The 18,716-nt window shown below is 71.0% G+C and carries 16 protein-coding genes; 7 read left to right on the forward strand and 9 right to left on the reverse strand.

The features are described 5' to 3' along the window. The first annotated feature begins 40 nt into the window (after nt 1-40). The gene (locus tag LDL49_RS22130; RefSeq protein ID WP_225293032.1) at nt 41-2,089 is read left to right on the forward strand and encodes a SufS family cysteine desulfurase; all 2,049 of its coding nucleotides are present in this window, start codon (nt 41-43) and stop codon (nt 2,087-2,089) included. 22 nt (nt 2,090-2,111) lie between these two features. Here LDL49_RS22130 and dgoD read toward each other — a convergent pair whose 3' ends face one another. The 7 genes from dgoD to LDL49_RS22165 form a co-directional block, all read right to left on the reverse strand. Continuing rightward, nucleotides 2,112-3,257 (reverse strand): galactonate dehydratase, encoded by a 1,146-nt coding sequence (gene dgoD, locus LDL49_RS22135; protein ID WP_225293033.1) that lies wholly within the window; start codon nt 3,255-3,257, stop codon nt 2,112-2,114. Beyond that, a complete protein-coding gene (locus LDL49_RS22140) occupies nt 3,254-3,934 on the reverse strand; it encodes a FadR/GntR family transcriptional regulator (RefSeq protein ID WP_225293034.1) in 681 nt (226 codons plus the stop codon). The genes dgoD and LDL49_RS22140 overlap by 4 nt, the downstream gene beginning before the upstream one ends. Then, on the reverse strand, nt 3,934-4,644 hold the full coding sequence (locus LDL49_RS22145; RefSeq protein WP_225293035.1) for an SDR family NAD(P)-dependent oxidoreductase: 711 nt from the start codon (nt 4,642-4,644) through the stop codon (nt 3,934-3,936). The genes LDL49_RS22140 and LDL49_RS22145 overlap by 1 nt, the downstream gene beginning before the upstream one ends. Continuing rightward, on the reverse strand, nt 4,641-6,563 hold the full coding sequence (locus LDL49_RS22150) for a beta-galactosidase (RefSeq protein WP_225293036.1): 1,923 nt from the start codon (nt 6,561-6,563) through the stop codon (nt 4,641-4,643). Before LDL49_RS22150 ends, LDL49_RS22145 begins: the two co-directional genes overlap by 4 nt. Further along, the gene (locus LDL49_RS22155; RefSeq protein WP_225293037.1) at nt 6,560-7,363 is read right to left on the reverse strand and encodes a carbohydrate ABC transporter permease; all 804 of its coding nucleotides are present in this window, start codon (nt 7,361-7,363) and stop codon (nt 6,560-6,562) included. The genes LDL49_RS22150 and LDL49_RS22155 overlap by 4 nt, the downstream gene beginning before the upstream one ends. A gap of 29 nt (nt 7,364-7,392) precedes the next feature. After that, nucleotides 7,393-8,259 carry a carbohydrate ABC transporter permease gene (locus tag LDL49_RS22160; protein ID WP_225293038.1) on the reverse strand — a complete coding sequence of 289 codons (867 nt, stop codon included), beginning with the start codon at nt 8,257-8,259 and terminating at the stop codon, nt 7,393-7,395. Nucleotides 8,260-8,324: 65 nt separating this feature from the next. Further along, entirely contained in the window at nt 8,325-9,668 is a 1,344-nt protein-coding gene (locus LDL49_RS22165; protein ID WP_225293039.1) for an ABC transporter substrate-binding protein, read from the reverse strand. Nucleotides 9,669-9,825: 157 nt separating this feature from the next. Here LDL49_RS22165 and LDL49_RS22170 point away from each other — a divergent pair, with 157 nt between their 5' ends. The 5 genes from LDL49_RS22170 (at nt 9,826) to LDL49_RS22190 (ending at nt 14,363) form a co-directional block, all read left to right on the forward strand. Beyond that, complete coding sequence (locus LDL49_RS22170) at nt 9,826-10,224, forward strand: YbaB/EbfC family nucleoid-associated protein (RefSeq protein ID WP_225293040.1); 399 nt, start codon at nt 9,826-9,828, stop codon at nt 10,222-10,224. Then, on the forward strand, nt 10,221-10,523 hold the full coding sequence (locus tag LDL49_RS22175; RefSeq protein WP_225293041.1) for a hypothetical protein: 303 nt from the start codon (nt 10,221-10,223) through the stop codon (nt 10,521-10,523). The genes LDL49_RS22170 and LDL49_RS22175 overlap by 4 nt, the downstream gene beginning before the upstream one ends. Before the next feature lie 3 nt (nt 10,524-10,526). Continuing rightward, complete coding sequence (locus LDL49_RS22180) at nt 10,527-12,929, forward strand: WXG100-like domain-containing protein (protein ID WP_225293042.1); 2,403 nt, start codon at nt 10,527-10,529, stop codon at nt 12,927-12,929. Continuing rightward, a complete protein-coding gene (locus LDL49_RS22185) occupies nt 12,926-13,312 on the forward strand; it encodes a hypothetical protein (protein ID WP_225293043.1) in 387 nt (128 codons plus the stop codon). The genes LDL49_RS22180 and LDL49_RS22185 overlap by 4 nt, the downstream gene beginning before the upstream one ends. 142 nt (nt 13,313-13,454) lie before the next feature. Further along, nucleotides 13,455-14,363 carry a lytic polysaccharide monooxygenase auxiliary activity family 9 protein gene (locus LDL49_RS22190; protein WP_225293044.1) on the forward strand — a complete coding sequence of 303 codons (909 nt, stop codon included), beginning with the start codon at nt 13,455-13,457 and terminating at the stop codon, nt 14,361-14,363. A gap of 87 nt (nt 14,364-14,450) precedes the next feature. On the opposite strand, the gene LDL49_RS22195 is transcribed toward LDL49_RS22190, so the two are convergent. After that, a complete protein-coding gene (locus LDL49_RS22195) occupies nt 14,451-16,163 on the reverse strand; it encodes a CBM35 domain-containing protein (RefSeq protein WP_225293045.1) in 1,713 nt (570 codons plus the stop codon). A 213-nt stretch (nt 16,164-16,376) separates the two neighbouring features. Between LDL49_RS22195 and LDL49_RS22200 the strand changes: the two genes are divergently transcribed. Then, nucleotides 16,377-17,393, forward strand: a complete 1,017-nt coding sequence (locus LDL49_RS22200) for an NAD(P)H-dependent flavin oxidoreductase (protein ID WP_225293046.1) — start codon at nt 16,377-16,379, stop codon at nt 17,391-17,393. 3 nt (nt 17,394-17,396) lie between these two features. Here the strand turns inward: LDL49_RS22200 and LDL49_RS22205 are convergent, their stop codons facing one another. Then, complete coding sequence (locus LDL49_RS22205; RefSeq protein WP_225293047.1) at nt 17,397-18,653, reverse strand: C39 family peptidase; 1,257 nt, start codon at nt 18,651-18,653, stop codon at nt 17,397-17,399. Nucleotides 18,654-18,716 lie beyond the last annotated feature (63 nt).

Raw genomic sequence — 18,716 nt, forward strand, 5'->3', positions numbered from 1 at the left:
GTGAGACTGCCGCGACACCGTTCGGCAGGAGGAGACCACGATGACGATCGACGTCGAGTCGACGCGGAAGGCATTCCCGTTCTTCGAGACAGCCGCTGACGGCTCCCGTCCACCCGTCTACCTCGACAGCGCCGCCACCACGCAGAAGCCGGCCGTGGTGCTCGACGCCCTCAACCACTACTACACGCGCGCCAACGCCAACGTGCACCGTGGCGTCTACCGCCTGGCCGTGGAGGCGACCGAGCTGTACGAAGGGGCCCGGCGCAAGGTCGCGGCCTTCGTCAACGCGCCGCGCGCCGATGAGATCGTCTTCACCAAGAACGCCACCGAGGCCACCAATCTCCTGGCCAACACGCTGATATGGGGCGACGGGCGGCTCCGGGTCGGTCCGGGCGACGAGATCGTCCTGACCGAGATGGAGCACCACTCCAACCTCATCCCCTGGCGGCTGCTCGCCGAGCGCGTGGGGGCGAAGGTCAGCTATCTGGGCATCACCGACGACGGCCGCCTGGACCTGTCCCGCCTGGCCGAGCTGGTCACGGAGCGGACCAAGGTCGTGGCGGTCGTGCACGCCTCGAACATCCTGGGCACCGTGAACCCCATCGCGCCGATCGCGGCCCGCGCGGCCGAGGTCGGCGCCCTGCTGGTCGTCGACGCGGCACAGTCGGTGCCGCATCTGGGGGTGGACGTCGCCGCTCTCGGGGCCGACTTCGTGACGTTCTCCGGGCACAAGATGTGCGGGCCCACCGGGATCGGCGTGCTGTGGGGCCGGCACGAGCTGCTGGCGGCGCTGCCGCCCTTCCTCGGCGGCGGCGAGATGATCGAGACGGTCAGCGTGGACGCCATGCACTACGCCGCGCCGCCGCTCAAGTTCGAGGCCGGGACGCCGCCGGTGGCGCAGGCGGTCGGCCTGGGGGCCGCGTGCGACTTCCTCTCAGAGATCGGGATGGACGCGGTCGCCGCCCACGACCAGGCGCTGATCGAGTACGCGCTGGACCGGCTCGGCGAGGTGCCCGGCATCCGGTTCATCGGACCGGCGGACACCCGCGACCGGCTGCCGCTGCTCTCCTTCGTGGTGGACGGCATGCCGCTCCAGCAGGTGCGCACGGCCTTGGACGAGGCGGGGATCGCGGTCCGTTCGGGTCACCACTGCGCCCAGCTCGCGTGCAGCCGCTTCGGCATCCCGGCGGCCATCCGCGCCTCCTTCTACCTGTACAACTCGCCCGACGAGGTCGACGTCCTGGCCACGGCCCTGGAACAGGCGCGTGGCTCCCGGCCGGGCAAGGGCGCTCCGGCCACGGTGTACGAGGCCGCCGGCACCCGCCAGGTCCGCCCCTACCAGGAGGTCCTGGTGCCGGGGATCTTCCGGCCCTGGGCGTACCGGCTCGTCGAGGAGCTGGCCCCCGTGCAGGGAGCCAGGGCGCTCGACATCGGCACCGGGCCGGGCACGGTGGCCCGTGTCATGGCGGCGGCCGTGGGCGACGGCGGGGCCGTGGTCGGCACCGACCCGAGCCCGGCCATGCTCGCGCTCGCGCGGGAGGAGCCGCCCGTCAGCGGGGCCCCGATCCAGTACGTCGAGTGCGGCGCCGCTCCCCTGCACGTGTCCGACGAGGCGTTCGACCTGATCACCATGCAGCAGGTGCTCCAGTTCGTCCCGGACCGGCGCGCCGCGGTGGCCGAGATGCGCAGGGCCGCCCGTCCCGGCGCGCGGATCGCCATCGCCACCTGGTCGCCGCTCCCGCGCAACCCGCTCTTCCGCGCCCTGCACGACGCGGTCGGCGCCGTGCTCGGCCCCGGACCGGCCGCGTTGTTCGAGGAGCCGTGGTCGCTGGGCGGGGAGGAGGTCGCCGCCCTGGTGGCGGAGGCGGGCTTCGGCCAGGTCGAGCTGCGCGAGTGGACGGTGCCGGTCACCATCCCCGGCGGACCGGACGCCCTGTGCTGCCTCTTCGACTTCTCGGCGGTCGGCCCGCACATCTCCGGCCATCGCCAGGACCTCCACGCCGCCGTCCGCGCGAACCTGGCTCACTGCACGGACGGGGATGGCGTGCACGCGGAGACTTCGGCGAGCGTGGTGACCGCCCGAGGCTGACCGTCAGAGACATGCGCGAGTCTCACCATTCCGCCATCGAGCCGTCGTCGTGCCGCCAGACCGGGTTGCGCCAGGCGTGCGGATGGCGGGCGGCCCGCCGTACCGCCTGCTCGTCGATGGTCACCCCCAGGCCGGGCAGCGTGGTGCGGTGGGCGTGGCCGTCGGTGAAGGTGAACGGGGCGGGGTCGAGGACGTAGTCGAGGAGTTCGGCGCCGCGGTTGTGGTAGATGCCCACGCTCTGCTCCTGGATGAGGAAGTTGGGCGTGGCGAAGCCGACCTGCAGGCTGGCGGCCAGCGCGATCGGGCCGAGCGGGCAGTGCGGGGCGAGTTGCACGTCGAACGTCTCGGCGAGCGCGGCGATCCGCCTGACCTCCGAGATGCCGCCCGCGTGGGACAGGTCGGGCTGGGCCACGGCCAGGCCGGAGGTCAGCGGCGGCAGGAAGTCGGTGCGGGAGTAGAGGCGCTCGCCGAGCGCGATCGGCACGTCCGTCGCGGCGGTCAGGTCGCGGAGCCGGTGCAGGTGGTCGGGGGCCAGCGGCTCCTCCACGAACAGCGGGTGCAGGTCGGCGACGGCGGCCAGGACGCGTCTGGCGTTGGCGGTCGTGGCGCGGCCGTGCAGGTCGATCGCGAAGTCGCGGCCGGAGCCGAGTGCCGACCTGGCGACCTCCGCCCGGCGCACCACGGACGCGAGGTCGGCGGCGGTGAGCGAGCGCGGCATCAGGCCCGAGCCGTTCATCTTGACCGCGGTGAACCCGGCCTCGACCTGCTTGTCGATCTCCTCCCGCAGCTCGCCCGGGTCGTCGCCGCCGACCCACGCGTAGACCCTGACCTTGTCGCGGACCGGGCCGCCGAGCAGGGCGTGCACGGGCGCGCCGTAGTGCCGGCCGGCGATGTCCCACAGCGCCTGGTCGAGCCCCGCGACGGCGCTGGACAGTACGGGGCCGCCCCGGTAGAAGCCGCCCTTGGTGAGCACCTGCCAGTGGTCCTCGATCCGCAGCGGGTCCTGGCCGAGGAGATATTCGCTGAGTACCTCCACCGCGGCCCGCACGACCTCGGCCCGTCCCTCGACGACGGGTTCGCCCCAGCCGACGACGCCCTCGTCGGTCTCCACGCGGCAGAACAGCCATCTCGGCGGCACCGGGAACGTCTCGATCCTGGTGATCTTCACAGCAGGTCCTCCAGGTCGCGCCACGCCTTGTCGAGCAGGTCCCGCATCGCCGCCTCCGCGGCCTCGCCGTCCTGGTTCCCGATGGCCGTCAGAACCGCCAGATGACTGGGCACGGGGTCGTCGCTGCCGCTGGAGCCGTGGACGAGCCGGTCGCGCTCGGCCAGGCCCGCGCCCATGACGACCTCCATGCGGATGAGCAGCTCGTTGTCGCCGGCCGCGAGCAGCGCCCGGTGGAAGTCCAGGTCGGCCGCGACGGGGTCGGCGGCGGACGCCATCGCGTCCAGCGCCTTTCGCAGGGCGTCGAGCTGCTCGGGGGTACGGCGCAGCGCGGCCAGCCGGGCGACCTGGGGCTCGACGATCGAGCGCAGCTCGTGCAGGTCGCGCAGGAATCCCGGGTCGGGGCGCCCGGCGAACTTCCACCGGATCACGTCGCCGTCGAGGAGGTTCCAGTCGGCGCGCGGGCGTACATAGGTGCCGAGCTTGGGCTTGGCCCCGATGAGCCCCTTGGCGGTGAGGACCTTCATCGCCTCGCGCAGCGCCGTCGAGCTGACGCCGAGCCGTTCCTGTAGGACGGTGACGTCGAGGCTGTCGCCCGACTTGAACTCCCCGCCGAAGATCATCGAGGCGATGGCCTCGACCGTCTGCCCGTGGAGCCCGCGCCCGCTGTAGGCCGCCATCACGCCGAGTCCTTCACGATGCTCCAGCCGCCGTCCACGACCAGGCAGGCTCCCGTGACGAACGAGGCTTCTGGCGAGGCCAGGAAGGTGATCACCGCGGCCGCCTCCTCGGGGGTGCCGAACCGGTCGAGCACGGTGGCCCTGACACTGTCCGCCCGGCCTGCCTCGTCCACCCGGTCCCAGGCCGGAGTCATGATCGGCCCGGGGAGTACGCAGTTGACGCGGACGGCGGGGCCGTACTCGACCGCCAGCTGCCGGGTGAGCGCGGTCAGCCCGCCCTTGGCGGCGGCGTAGGCGGGGTGTCCGGGCAGGCCGACGAGGGCGTGCACGGAGGAGGTGACCACCATGGCGCCGCCCCTGGCGGCCAGGTCGGGCAGCAGCCTGCGGGCGGCCAGGAAGGTGCCGGTCAGGCCGACGCCGAGCTGCCGGTTCCACGACTCCAGCGTGGTCAGGTGCGCGGGCGCCACCTCGGCGGCGGCCGCGTTGCTCACGATCACGTCGATCGGACCCCACTCGGCGACCCGGTCCCAGGTCTCCTCCTCGGCCACGTCACCGCGCAGGTAACCGGCGCCCGTCGGCGGCCGTTCCGCGACGACGTCGACGACCAGGACGGACGCGCCCTCAGCGGTCAGCCGCGCCGCCGTCGCGGCGCCGATCCCCGACGCGCCGCCGGTCACGACGGCCGTCCTGCCCGCGAAGCGCCCGCTCATGACTCGGCCGATACGACGACATCATGGGGAGCCAGCTCCACCCCGGCCACGCTCACGGGCCGGTCGCCGTGGTTGAGCAGGAACAGGTGCCGCCCACGCCGTACGGCCTCCACCTCGTCGGGCAGCCCCTGGAGGACGGGCGGGACCTCCGCCAGCCGCAGGGTGTCGCGGACGAGCTCGCGCATGGCCCGCTCGTCGGGGCGCGTGCCGAGGTAGGTGGCGGCGCCCAGGCCGAAGGCGTGCCGGGTGATCGCCGGCGACCCGGCCAGCGGCCCGCCGATGTAGGCGGCCAGGACCTCGGCGCCTTCCGGCACGACGTGGTCGGCCCACAGGTCCGCGCTCCCGCCCGAGGTCAGGCCCACGCTCTCGCCCTCACTGAGCGGCCAGAACTCCTCCACCCGCAGCCCGAGCAGCTCACGGAAGGCGCCTGGGTAACCGCCCAGCCGGATACGGTCGCACTCGTCCACGATCCCGCTGAAGAACGACATCAGCAGGTGCCCGCCGCCCTCGACGTAGCCGCGCAGGTTGGCGGCCGCCGCGTCGGTGCACAGGTACAGGTTCGGCACCACGACCAGCTTGTACGACGACAGGTCCGCCTCGGGGGTCACCACGTCCACTGTGACGTTCTCGTGCCAGAGCGGCGCGTAGTGGGCGCGTACCCGCTCGGGGATCTTCAGCTCGCCCGGCCGGGCGTCCAGCTCCAGCGCCCACCAGTTGGCGTAGTCGTGCACGATCGCCACCTCGGCGCGCACCCGCGAGCCCGCGACTTCGGACAGCGCGGCCAGCTCGGCGCCCAGCCCGGCCACCTCGCGGAAGATCCGGTTGTCCGCGCCGCCGTGCGAGACGATCGCCGAGTGGAACTTCTCCGCGCCGCCCGCCGAGGCCCGCCACTGGAAGTACATGACCGCGTCGGCGCCCCGGGCCACCGCCTGGTGGCTCCACAGCCGGTTCAGTCCGTCCCGCTTCGGCCGGTTCGGCGGGCGGTAGCTGATCGCGCTGGTCGCGGTCTCCATCATCAGGTAGGGCCGGCCGCCGCCCAGTGAGCGCATCTGGTCGTGGAAGAAGGCCGCGTCGATGTGCGCGCCGGGGTCCTTCGGCTCGGGGTAGATGTCGAGCGCCACCACGTCGAAGTCGGCCGCCCAGGAGGCGTAGTCGGCGACCGGCTCCCACATGCCCATGATGTTCGTGGTGATCGGCACGTCGGGGGTCAGCTCCTGGAGCACCGCCCGCTCGGCCCGGTAGCAGGCCAGCAGCGCGTCGGAGCTGAAGCGGCGGTAGTCGAGATCCTGCGCGGGGTTGCGCAGGGTCGGGGTCGCGCGGGGCGGCAGCACGTCGGCCCAGTCGGTGACCCGCTGGCTCCAGAACGTGGTGGACCAGGCGGCGTTGAGCGTGTCGAGGTCGCCGTAGCGCTCGCGCAGCCAGGTGCGGAAATCCGCGGCGGAGACGTCGCAGTAGCACTCCTGGACGTGGCAGCCGTACTCGTTGCCGACATGCCAGATGCCCAGCGCGGGATGCCCGCCGTACCTCTTGGCCAGCTGGACGGCCAGGCCCACGGCCGCCTCGCGGTAGACCGGTGAGCTGGGGCAGTAGTGCTGGCGCGAGCCCGGCGACAGGCGCACGCCCTCGCGGGTGACCGGCAGCGTCTCGGGGTGCCGGCGCGACAGCCAGGCGGGCGGTGACGCGGTGCCCGTGGCCAGGCTGACCTCGATGCCCGCGTCGCCGAGCAGGTCCATGACCTCGTCCAGCCAGGCGAAGTCGTAGGCCCCCGGCTCGGGCTCGACGAGGGCCCAGGAGAAGACGCCGAGCGTGACGATGGTGACCCCGGCCTCGCGCATGAGGCGGATGTCCTCGCGCCAGACCTCCGGCGACCACTGCTCGGGGTTGTAGTCGGCGCCGAAATGTACTCGGTCGTGCTTCATCCCTTTACGCTCCCTGCGGTGAGGCCCGCCCGCCAGAATCGCTGCAGCGAGGCCATGGTGATGACGAGAAGGAGCGCGGACACCGCTGCGCCGGTGACCGTGAGCTCGAAGTAGGCCGGGTTCCTGAAGGTCTGGGAGTTCCACAGGGCCAGGCCCAACGTGACAGGGTAGAGGTTCTGGTCCGACAGCATCACCAGGGGCAGGAAGTAGTTGTTCCAGATGCCGATGAACTGGAACAGGAAGATCGTGACCAGCGCCGGGCTCATGATCTTCAGGCCGATGCTGAAGAAGATGCGATACTCCCCCGCGCCGTCCAGCCGCGCCGACTCCAGCAGCGCGTCGGGGATCGCGGCGTTGGCGTGGATGCGCGCGAGGTAGACGCCGAACGGGCTGACGACGCTGGGCAGCAGCACCGACCAGAACGATCCGGTCAGTCCCGCCTGGCTGAAGATGAGGTACGTGGGCAGCGCCAGCACCGTGGACGGCACGAGCACGCCGGCCAGCACCAGGTTGAACAGCGCCTCCCGGCCCCGGAAGGGGAATTTGGCCATCGCGTAGCCCGCCCCGGCCGACAGCACCGTGGCCGCCAGCGCGCCGGCACCCGCGTACAGGAAGCTGTTGAGTATCCACCGGCCGAACAGCCCGTCGCCGAACAGCCGGCCGAGGTTGGCGCCGAGCTGCGGGTGCGGCGACCACAGACCGAAGGTGCCGAACAGGTCGGCGGTGCTCTTGGTCGCGGCGACCAGCACCCAGACGACCGGTAGCAGGAAGTAGACCGCCGCCGCGAGGAGCAACGCCATGACCACGACGGTGGCCGGTCTCCACCGGTTCACCACGCTCTGTTCCCCTTCCTGTTCACCAATCGGAGGAAGCCGAAGGAGATCACGAATGCCATGATCGCGATAAGTGTGGCCTCCGCCGAGGCGAGATGGACATCCGCCTGGCCGAAAGCCTGGTTGTAGGCGGCCAGGTTGGGCGTGTAGTCGCTGTTGATCGCCGTGGTGAGCGGCTTGAGTATCAGCGGCTCGACGACCAGCTGGAGGGTGCCGATGAGCGTGAACACGGTGATCAGGATCAGCGGCGCGCGGACCAGCGGGATCTTGACGTGCCAGGCGATCCGCAACTCGCTCGCGCCGTCCACCCTGGCCGCCTCATACAGCTCCCGGGGGATGGCCTGCAGCCCGGCGATCAGCACGAGCATGTTGTAGCCGGCGAACTGCCAGGTGGAGATGTTGGCGATGGACAGCAGGATCGTGTCGGGACCGAGGAAGTCGTGCGGCAGGCCCATGGCGGCCAGTACGTCGATGAGCGGGCTGGTCTGCGGTACGTAGAGGAAGCCCCACAGCAGCGAGGCGATCACCCCGGGCACGCCGTACGGGAGGAAGAACGAGACGCGGAAGAACGGCTGGAAGCGCGCTCTCGCCGAGTCGAGCAGCAGGGCCAGCCCCAGGGCGCAGACCACCATGGTCGGCACCTCGATCAGGCTGAACACCAGCACCCTGCCGATGCTCGCCACGAACGCCTCCTGGCTCAGCGCGGTGACGTAGTTGCCGAGCCCGGCGAACTCCAGCACCGGCTCGGTCAGACCGAGCCCGCTGCTGGTGAGCTTGAAGAAGCTCTGGTAGATCGCGTAGCCGATCGGCGCGAGGAAGAACAGCGCGAAGGCCACGAAGAACGGCGCGACCAGGACCACCACGTGCGTCCTCGGCCGACCGGGGCGCCGCGAGTTCGCGCGCGCCCCCCGCGTCACCCCGGTCACCGTCAACCGCCCGTCACCACGTTGAGGCCCTTGGCCTTGAGCTGGTCGACCATCGCCTGCTGGGTCTTGGCGAAGGCGTCGGTGAGCGTCCCGTCACCCTGGACCGCGGCCTTGGCGTTGTCGGTCAGCGAGGAGTAGAGCGCGTCGCTCACCGGGGGCCAGCGCCAGTCCGTCGCCACGGCGGCGTCGGCCTGCTTGAAGACCTCCCAGATGTTCTGGCCGCCGTAGAAGGGGAAGACCGTGTCGTCCTTCTGGAGGTTGGTGATCTGGCTGGTGTCCTTGACGGACGGCCAGCCGTACCCGGCCGACAGCAGGGTGTTGACGCTCTCGGGGGCGCTGTTGAGCCAGACCGCGAAGTCGGTGGCCGGGCCGGGGTTCTTGGTGCCCTTCAGGATGGCGGAGGCCGAGCCGCCGCCCCAGCTCGCGGAGGTGAACTGGGCGGCGCCCGCCCACTGGGGCATGGGCGCGACCGCCCACTTGCCCGAGGTGCCGGGCGCGTTGCCGCGGATGATCGCGTCGCCCCACGAGCCGCCGATCCAGCCCACGATGCTGCCCGTCTGCAGGTCCTTGTACCAGGCGTTGGACATGTCGGCCTCGGTCTTGACCAGCTTGTCGTCCAGCATCTTCTGCCAGTACGCGGCCATCTTGCGGGTGTCGGGGTTGTCGATCGTCACCTTCCAGGCGTCGCCCTCGGTGCGGAACCACTGCTGCCCGGCCTGCTGAGCTAGCGAGATCATCCAGGGCGCCTGGTTGGCGGCGAAGGTCGAGATGTAGGCGCTCTTGTCCTTCTTCCTGATGGTCGCGGCGGCCGCGGCGAAGTCGTCCCAGGTCTTGGGCGCTTCTAGGCCCCACTTGGTGAACAGGTCCTTGCGGTAGTAGAACCCCATGGGCCCGCTGGCCTGGGGAATGGCGTACACCTTGTCGCCGAAGACGCCGGTCTGCCACTGCCAGTCGACGAACTTGGCCGCGTCGTCCTTCGCGTACTGCGTGACGTCCTGGAGGGCTCCGTTGACCAGGAACGAGGGCAGGGAGTCGTAGCCCACCTGCGCCACGTCGGGCGCGTTGCCCGCCTTGACCGCCGCGAGCATCTTCGCGTATCCGCCGTCGGGACCCGGGGTGATGGTCTCCAGCTTGACCTTGATGCCGGGGTGGGCGGTGTTGAAGGCGTCGACGGCCTTCTGGATGTCCGGCACCCACGACCAGAACGTCAGGGTGACCGGCTGGGCCGGATCGCCACTCGCCGCGGTGCCCGCGGGCGCGCTCGAACCGCCCCCGCAAGCCGCCGCGAGCCCCATCGCGACGACGGCGGCGACCAGTCGGGCCGCCCTGGGAATCTTCGGTCCCATGCTGACTCCCTTCCAACGGAACGCCTGACCTGCGGGTTCCGGTTGAGGGGAGACATTATTGGTATTTTATTAATAATACAAGAGTGTTGCTGGGCGGTTTCCTGCGGTTTTCTGTGACGTATGGGACTATGGGGTCTCGGTAGTGAAGGGGTGCTGAATGCACGATGACCTGCAGGCGGCCATCGAGGGTCTGGTGGCGGAGTTCGGCAGGCAAGTCAGCCAGGTCCGGGAGACACACGCCCAGCTCCGGGAGGTCACGGCCACGGCCTCCGACGGCAATGTGACCGTGACGGCGGGTCCGCAGGGCAGGATCGACGAGATCACCTTCCATCCCCGCGTCTACACCCGGCTCCCCCCGTCGGAACTGGCCCAGGCGGTGCTCGACCAGATCACCGAGGCCAACGCGCGGGTCGCCGAGGAGTCGCGGAAGCTGATGGCGCCGCTCGTACCCGAGGGGATGTCGGCCGAGCAGCTGTTCGGCGGCGAGTTCGACCTCGACCGGCTGCTGCCGGACACGCCCCTCCAGGGTCCCGCCAAGCGCGGGGAGAGCCGATGAGCGAGTGGGCGCCGGGATTCGACGTCGCCTGGGGCCAGATGCGCAGGGCGGGCACGGACTGGTGCGCTCCCGCCGCCACCCTGCGTGAGGCGAGGGGGCTCGTGCAGTCCGTGCTCGACAGCGCCCCGTGGGGACAGGACCAGTACGGCCGGCAGTTCGCCGCCCGGTTCACCGGCAAGCTCGAGGACCTCCTCGACGACTGCCACCACGGCGCGAAGAGCATCGACGACCTGACGGAGCAGGTCGACACGGCGGCCCGCAACTACGAGCGGGCCAATCACCTGTATCCGCAGGTCTGAGGCGTGGATCTGAAGGCCCTGCTCGGCCCCGCGTTCCCGTACGTGGAACCGGTACTCGGCTGGGTCGTCGGCATGGACTACCCGGAGGGTGACGGCGAGGAGAGCCTGGCGCGAGCCGCCGACCTGCGCAGTGCGGCCGGAATGTGCCGCACGGCGGGCGACCAGGGGGACGAAGCGCTCGACCACGTGCTGGCCTACGCCGTCGGCCCCGCGGCCACCGCGCTGTGCGGCTACTGGGAGAAGTTCACCACCGATGATCCCGCGTACGTGGAGGAGCTGGCCAAGGCCTGTGAGACGGCGGCGAAACAGCTCGAGGCATACGGCCTGGACACCGACTACACGCAGAAGTACATCGCGCTCTGCCTGATCCTGCTGGCCTTCCTGCTGCTGCGGTCCTACGCGTTCGGGCCCGCCACAGGCGGCGCCTCGTTCCTGTCCATCGGGCCCGCCTGCTCAATGGCCCGACTGAACGTCCGGACGATCGCCAAGCTGCTGCTGCTGAGCATCGCGTTCATGGTCGGCCTGGACGGCGGCACCCAGCTCTGGCAGTTCGCCGAGGGCAAGCGCGACGAATGGGACGGCGGCAAGACGGCCGCGGCGGTGGAGGGCGGGCTGCTGACCGGGCTGGCGTTCGCCGGGCTGGGCGGGATCATCGCCAAGATCGGCGGTCCGCGGCTGCTGGGCGGCGTCGTGCTGAAGGAGGAGCTGACGGCGCGCGAGCGGGTGGCCGCGTTCCTGACCCAGACCGTGGGCGGAGTGGCGACCCAGAGCAGTGTGGCCTCGGTGATCGGCTCGATCCCCATGCTCTACGAGAGCGGCCAGCTCACTCCGGAGATGCTGGCCAAGGCGGCGGTGGCGGGCTTCGTGGGCGGCATCGACGGCCGGGCGGGCTACGCGGGCCCGCGCGCCGCCGACGGCCTGCGCGTGCCACGCCTGGGAGAGGCCCCGCGGCTGGAGGGCACCCGGTTGGAGGGCACCCGGCGTGCGACTGATCAGAAGGCGCCCGCGTACCACTTCGGCCAGGACCCGCACGACGGCCCGGGCCGGCCGCCGCCCGAGGGGACCGGACGGGCCGAAACCGGCGGCGGCGGGACGGCCGTGCCGGTGCTCACGCCAAGGCACCGGGAGCTCATCCGGCAGAGCCGGCACGAGGTCGCCGCGGGCGTCTGGTACCGGGATCCGGGCCGGGCGGTCATGCCCAGCGCGGACATGCGGCTGCTGCGGCAGACGCCCGGGGTCATCAACGTGGGCATCCGCACCGACCGCCACGGGTTCTACATCGGCGACGAGCGGCTGTCGAGCCGCGACGTGGGCACCATGCTCGCCCACGATCCGGCCATACGGGCCGACCCCACCGCCAAGCTGCGCCTCCTGGGCTGCGACCTCGACCTTAGTCGCGTCGCGGTGCGACAGCTCGCCGACCTCACCGGCCGGGAGATCCTCGCGGCCGACAAGCTGGTCTACATCGGCGCCGACCGGCAGGCGCACACCGGGAGCATCCCCCAATACCGCGCCGACGGCCGGCCGATCTTCCGCGACGACGGCCAGTGGCACACCACCCGGCCAGAGCAGCCGCACCAGCAGCCGACCGTCCCGGCGGACATGGCCCGGCCGAGCCCCGAGCTTCCGCGGGGGGCGCTCAACGAGGAGACGCTGAAGGCGAAGCTGGAGCAGGAGAAGCCGCAGCCCCAGTTCCTGGACAGTGGCCAGCATGGAGTGGTGCAGACGGTCCGGTTCCGCGACGGCACCGTCCTGATCCGGAAACTTCATCTCTATGGGCACGTCACGGTGAAAAAAGACCTGCTCGCCTCCCTCGTCGGGCGGATGATCGGCGCCCCCGTGCCGCACGTCATCAGGGATCCGTTCAACCGGGACGCCGTCTACATGCAGTTCATGCACGGTGTCGACCCGTCCGAGATCAGGGGCGAGCTGTTGCCCTTCCACGAAAGCACGGGGGGAAGGCGGCTCGGCCTGCTCGACGCCCTGATCGGCAACACCGACCGCAGAGGCGGCAACTGGCTCGCGCACGGGAAGGACGGCGTGGGCGGGATCGATCTCAGCAGGTCCTTCTCGTTCGGCCTGGACAAGATCGAGTACGCCCAGAACGACTTCGCCTGGCACTACATGGACGACGACGGCGAGTGGATCGACAACCAGCTCACCCGCGAGGACATCGACGTGTTCACCGAGCGGATCCAGGCACTGCGGCCGGAGTTCGAGCGGCTGGGTCGTCAGGCGTGGCACGACGAGGTGCTCGACCGCCTGTACCAGATCGCCGACCACGCGACCGGTGACGTGCCGTTGTCCCATGAGCCCGTCCACCACTTCGGCGGCTCCCACCCGCCCGCCTTCGACCAGGCGCAGGCGAAGCTCGGCAGGTACAGCACGGAGAGGAAGAGGCCATGATCGTGGTCGCTCGGGTGTTCGACGGCGTGCGGGACGGCGTGCCGTACTTCGAACCCGGACATCCGCTGGTGGACAGCCCGCACGAACGCGAACGCCTGGCCGGCTACCTGGAGGCGGGCACGCCGATCCTGGGCACCACCGGGCTGGACGTGGACCGGGTCGAACCGGAGCGTGGCGAGGTGGTGCCGCTGAGCTTCCGCACCGACGGGACGTACGTCTGGACCGACACGGTCACCTACTACCTGCGCGCCCACCATCTGCGGCCGGATTCGGAGCTGTGCGCGCACATCGCGGCCGGCGGGTACGTGTGCCCCGAGGTCGGCGAGGACGCGGCCGCGCGGGTCCTCCAGGAGTTCTACCGGTTCTCCGCCGAGTCCGGATAGCCGATCGCGGCTCTCCGGCCGCTCCGGTCAGCCGATCGGAGTTCTCCGCCGGCTCCGGACAAGTCGCTCGGGTGAACCGGTGTGGCCGGCCGCCCGTACCTGTACGCAGGACGGGTTGTCGCGAGCCGAGGAGGTCTGCCACGTGGGCGTGCGTCGTCGCCGGATCGCGGGTGTGGCCGTCGCCGCGCTCGGCCTGCTCGCCGGCGGGCTGGTGCTGCCCGCCGGACCGGCCAGTGCCCACGGGGCGCTGGAGAACCCGCTCAGCCGGGCGGCGGCCTGCGGCGCCGACAGCCCGCTGTCGAAGAAGTCCCCCGCCTGCACGGCCGCCCTGGCGGTGAGCGGTACGGCGCTGCCCGACGAGTGGGACAACCTCAGGGTGGCGGACGTCGCGGGCCGGGACCGCGAGGTGATCCCCGACGGGAAGCTGTGCAGTGGCGGCATCGAAGGCTTCGGCGGCCTCGACCTCGCCCGTGCCGACTGGCCCGCCACCCGGCTGACGGCCGGCGCGGGCTTCACCTTCAAATATCGCGGCACGATCCCGCACAAGGGGACCTTCCGGCTGTACGTCACGACGGACGGCTACGACCCGTCTCGCGCGCTCAAGTGGTCCGACCTGGAGAAGCAGCCCTTCCTCAAGGTCACCGACCCGGCGATGGCGGACGGTTCGTACGTCATGAAAGGGCGGCTGCCCGCCGGTAAGAGCGGCCGTCAGCTGATCTACACGATCTGGCAGAACTCCGACACGCCGGACACCTATTACTCCTGCTCCGACGTGGTCTTCGGCACCGCCAAGGCCGCCGCCGCACCGTCCGAGCCGGTACCGTCCGAGCCCGGACCCACCGACTCCACAGCCGACGAGTCCGCGGCTGCCGAGCCCGCATCCGAGCCGGTGACCGCCGAGCCCGCGGCCGCTCTCGCCGGGAGCGGCGGGAGCGGCGGGAGCGGCGGGAGCGGCGGTCTGCCGTGGGCGGTCGGCGGTGTGGCACTTCTCGCCGCCGCGGCCGGGGCGATCGTCGTCCTGACCCGAGCGAAGGGCCGCCGTCCTAGGTAGGGGACGAGAAGCGCCCGCCGCCCTAAGGAGAGGATCCCTCGGGTCTCCGGCTTCCCGAGGTGATCGGGAAGCCGGGACGCCGTCCGGTCAGCCCGTGGTGATGAAGCCGTCCGGGTTCACCACCACCGGGGACTCCAGGTAGAGGTCACGGTATTCGTCCTGGATGCCGCTGTTGTGGATCTGGATGGCCAGCGGTCCGGCCTGCCCGGCGGTGGTGTCCTTGAAGGCCAGCACCTTCACCGCCGTACACGTGGGCGTGCCCGCGGTGATCGGGCAGCAGGCCATCTTCGCCTCGCCGGTGCTCTGGTTGGCCACGAGCTCGCACTGGCTCCAGTTGTGGATGTCCCACTTGGTGTGCGGGAACTGGGTGAACAGGCTGCCGCCGCCGTTGTTGTGACCGGGGCGGTAGTCCCAGTGGCCGCCGTTGGGCGGCTGGAACTGGATGGCGCTGAGGGCGTCCCTGATCGGCGTGGTGGTGCCCCAGATCAGCACGGTCGGCGCGTGGTCGCCGGACACCTGCCGGACGCTGAAGATCCAGCGGAACGTGCCGGTCTGCTGCTTGTTGTAGTAGATCCAGCCTCGGCCCGCCGTACCGGTGCCGTGGATGGCGTTGTCGCGCACGGTCCAGCCGGCCGCCGCGTGCGGGGTCCAGCCGTTCAGCGTGGTGCCGTCGAACATGGAGACCAGGTACGGGTCGCCGTACGGGTTCTGCGCGACGGGAGTGTGGACGGTGAGATCGGGGCTCGGCGGGGAGGTGTTGCCGGCCGCGTCCCGCGCGACGACGTGGATGACATGGTCGGTGTCGGCGCTCAGGCCCGTACAGGTGCCCGTGGTGGTCTGCCCCGAGACGGTGCCGCACGCGCGCCCGTCGCCGAACAGGTCGTAGAAGGCGACGCCCACGTCATCGGCCGAGGCCGCCCAGGTCACCGTGACGCTCGCCGAGGTGATGGCCGTCTGGCTCGGCTGGCCGGGGGCCGTGGGCGGGTGGGAGTCGATGGGACCGGAGACGGTGAGCTTGTCGAGGTTGGGGCCGCCGGTGCTGGCCGTGGCGGTCGCCCTGACCGTGTTCGCCCCGGCGTTGAGCGGGGCGGTGATGGCGAGGTCCACCCAGGTGTCCCAGTTCGCCGTGGGGTTGAACGCCTTGCCGGCCGCGACCACGGTCCCGTTGACCGAGATGTCGAGTGGGCGGTTCTCCTTCGTGCCGTTGGCGTAGCGCAGGGTCAGCGTCGCGGTGGCCGCCTCGGCCGCGTTCACGGTCCACTCGACGTAGCCGCCGGTCGTGTTGACGTAGTCGACGAAGCCGGTGCCGGTGAAGCCGGTGTGGTTGGTGGCCACCGCCGCCTGGGAGAGTACGGCGCTCTCCGCCTGGTAGGCGATGTCCTGGGTGCTGGAGGCGGTGACGTCGAGGAAGTCCAGGTTGGGATTGCCGTTGGCGGTGGTCGCGGTGACCCTGACCGTGTTGGCGCCCGCTCGCAGCGTCGCGGTGAGCGTGGCGGTGGTCCAGGTGTCCCAGGTGCCCGTACTGGTGAACGCGTGGCCGGTGGCGATCGCCGTGCCGTTGACCGCGATGGTGGCGGGGCGGTTGGTGGTGGTGCCGTTCGCGTAGCGCAGGTCGAGGGTGGCGCTGCCGTCCGAAGGGGCGGTGACGGCGAACTCCAGGTAACTGCCCGAGACGTTGTCGCCGTTGACGTAGCCGTTGCCGGAGAAGCCCGTGTGGGTGGTCTCCAGGACGCCCTGGGAGATGGTGGCGGCCTCCGCCTCATAGCGGTTTGTTGCCGCCTGCGCTATACCTCCGATCAATAGTGTCGCCAGTAGGGCGAGTATGCCTAAGACAGGCACCGTTCTGGACATGGCGCAGCTCCCTGTGACGTGCGCTCGTTAATAAACTTTCCTAATATTTCTTGATATGACCACTGCGAGTCAGGCGAGTCAATAGGTCGGATGTGTCCACTTGGAACGGCATGGAACGCCCCTTTGTCAGGAGATATCGCCACACAGGGGAAAGGCGCCCACATGGAACTGCGGACCCGCTTCACCGAGGCGTACGGTCTGACCACCCCGATCGCGCAGGCCGGCATGGCGTTCGCCGGGATGCTGCCGGAGCTGGCCGTCGCGGTGAGCGACGCCGGCGCGCTGGGGTCGCTCGGGGTGGGGCTGATGCCGACCGCCGCCATGGTCGAGACCATCGGCGCGGTACGGGCCGGCACGACCGGACCGTTCAACGTCAACTTCGTCACCCCCTTCGCCAAGCCCGAGCAGATCGACGCGGTCTGCGCGGCCGGTGTCGCGGTGGCGTCTTTCCACTGGGGGCATCCGCCGAAGAGCTGGATCGGCCAGTTGCACGGCGCGGGCGTACGCGTCTTCGAGCAGGTCGGCTCGGTGGACGACGCCAAGCGGGCGGTGGACGACGGGGTGGACGTCGTGGTGGCGCAGGGGCTGGAGGCGGGCGGGCACAACTACGCGACCCTGCCGACGTTCGCGCTGGTCCCGCTGGTGGTCGACGCGGTCGCCCCGGCGCTGGTCCTGGCCGCAGGGGGGATCGCGGACGGCCGGGGGCTGGCCGCCGCGCTCATGCTCGGGGCCGACGGCGCCTGGATCGGTACGCGGCTGGTAGCCACGACCGAGTCGGCGGCGCACGAGGGCTACAAGAGCCGCCTGGTGACGGCACGGGGCACCGACACCGCGCGCACGCCGGTGTTCGGCCCGGAGCATCCGGCGTTCAATCCGGCGCGGGTGCTGCGCAACCGGGTCGTCCGCGAATGGCACGACCGGGCGGACGAGGTGCCGCGCGACACCTCAGGGCTGGAGGTCATCGGGCACACGGTGGTCAACGGGGAGCCCGTGGAGATGCGCAAGTTCTCGTTCCTGGTCCCGATGCGCGGCCTGACCACCGGCGACCTGGAGGAGATGGCGCTGCTCGCGGGCGAGGGCGTGGGCCTGGTCGACTCGATCGAACCGGCGGCCGTGGTGATCGACACGATCACCACGCAGGCCCGCGCCGCCCTCGACCGCTACCGGAGGGCGTCCTGAGAGTCACCAGTTGGCGGGTAACCCCGGCGTGGTCGCGGGCAGGGCGTGGCCGGGCGGGTGGATGACGTACACGATGCCGCCGCTGCTGGAGCTGCGGAGCCAGACGTTCTCGAACGCGGCCCGCGGATAGACGTGCCGCACGGCGTCGTCATCGGCGGAGGCGGGGTCGTTGGCGATCACGTCGCCCTCGGCGGTGAAGCCGACGATCACCATGATGTGCCCGTTGGTGCCGTACCCGGCGCCCGGCAGCTCGCCCTTCTTGAAGGACTGCGAGGTGATGACCGGGATTCCGGCGGTGATCAGCCGCTCCAGCTCGGTCAGCGACCGCAGGCGGGTGACGAAGCCGTCCATGCCGTAGCGTCCGGCGTAGGCGGTGTTGAACGGCCAGTTGCCCGCGCCCTGGTAGGCGTGGTCGTAGGAGAAGCGGGCGGCGTAGTCGACCTCCGGATCGGGATCGGAGGGGTCGACCCAGGAGGTGTCCTCCGCACTGGGCCACTTGTCCCAGTAGCCCAGGACCATCGTGGTCGAGGTCGGGCTGCACCAGGCCTGACCGCCGCCGTCCCATTCCGGGTAGTGCCCCTCGTGCACGTTCTGGGAACGGCGCGGCACGGCCAGCTCGGTGCCCCACGCGCCGCCGCCCGGGCTGACCGGCACGGTCTTGCGCTCGGGCACGTTCGAGGCCATCGCGCCCAGTGTCCGTACGGTCGGCGTCACGACGGAGCCGGGCGTGCGGTACAGGGTGAGGCGTAGCTGGTAGGCGTTGACCTGCTTGCCCGCCGCCGCGACGAACGTGTCCACGGAGACGGTGCCGTCGGCGTCGGCCTGCCCGGACACCGAGGTGCGGCGGATGTCGCCCTCTCCGTACGCCCAGCGGCCGAGCACGTACCACTTGCTCAGCCCGGCCGTGTGACGGGTGCGCGCCTCGACCTGCAACCAGCTGCCCGCCGGGAGGTCGGCGGTCCAGGAGGCGATCAGCTGGGTGGCGGGGAAGCCGATCGGCCGCTCCGGGCCGGTCCAGCGGGCGTACTCCCAGCTCTTGGTGCCGAGCGCGTCGGTGTAGGTGGTGGTGCCGGCCGGGGCGCCGAACGACAGGCCCTCGCCGATGACCGTCCCTTCGGGCGTACCGGCGGCGAAGTCGGCCCGTTGATAGACCACGTCCACCGTGGCCGCCGCGGGTCGCGTGGCGGCGAGGCCGGTCGCGGGGGCCGCCAGGGTCGCGGAAACCAGGACGGTGGAGAGGAGGACGGTCAGCGCGCGCATGAACCTACCTTGCTTGGACGGCGCTCGATGCGGCAGACAGTAGACATAGAGGGCATACAACGC

Source organism: Nonomuraea aurantiaca, assembly GCF_020215705.1.
GTDB lineage: Bacteria > Actinomycetota > Actinomycetes > Streptosporangiales > Streptosporangiaceae > Nonomuraea > Nonomuraea aurantiaca.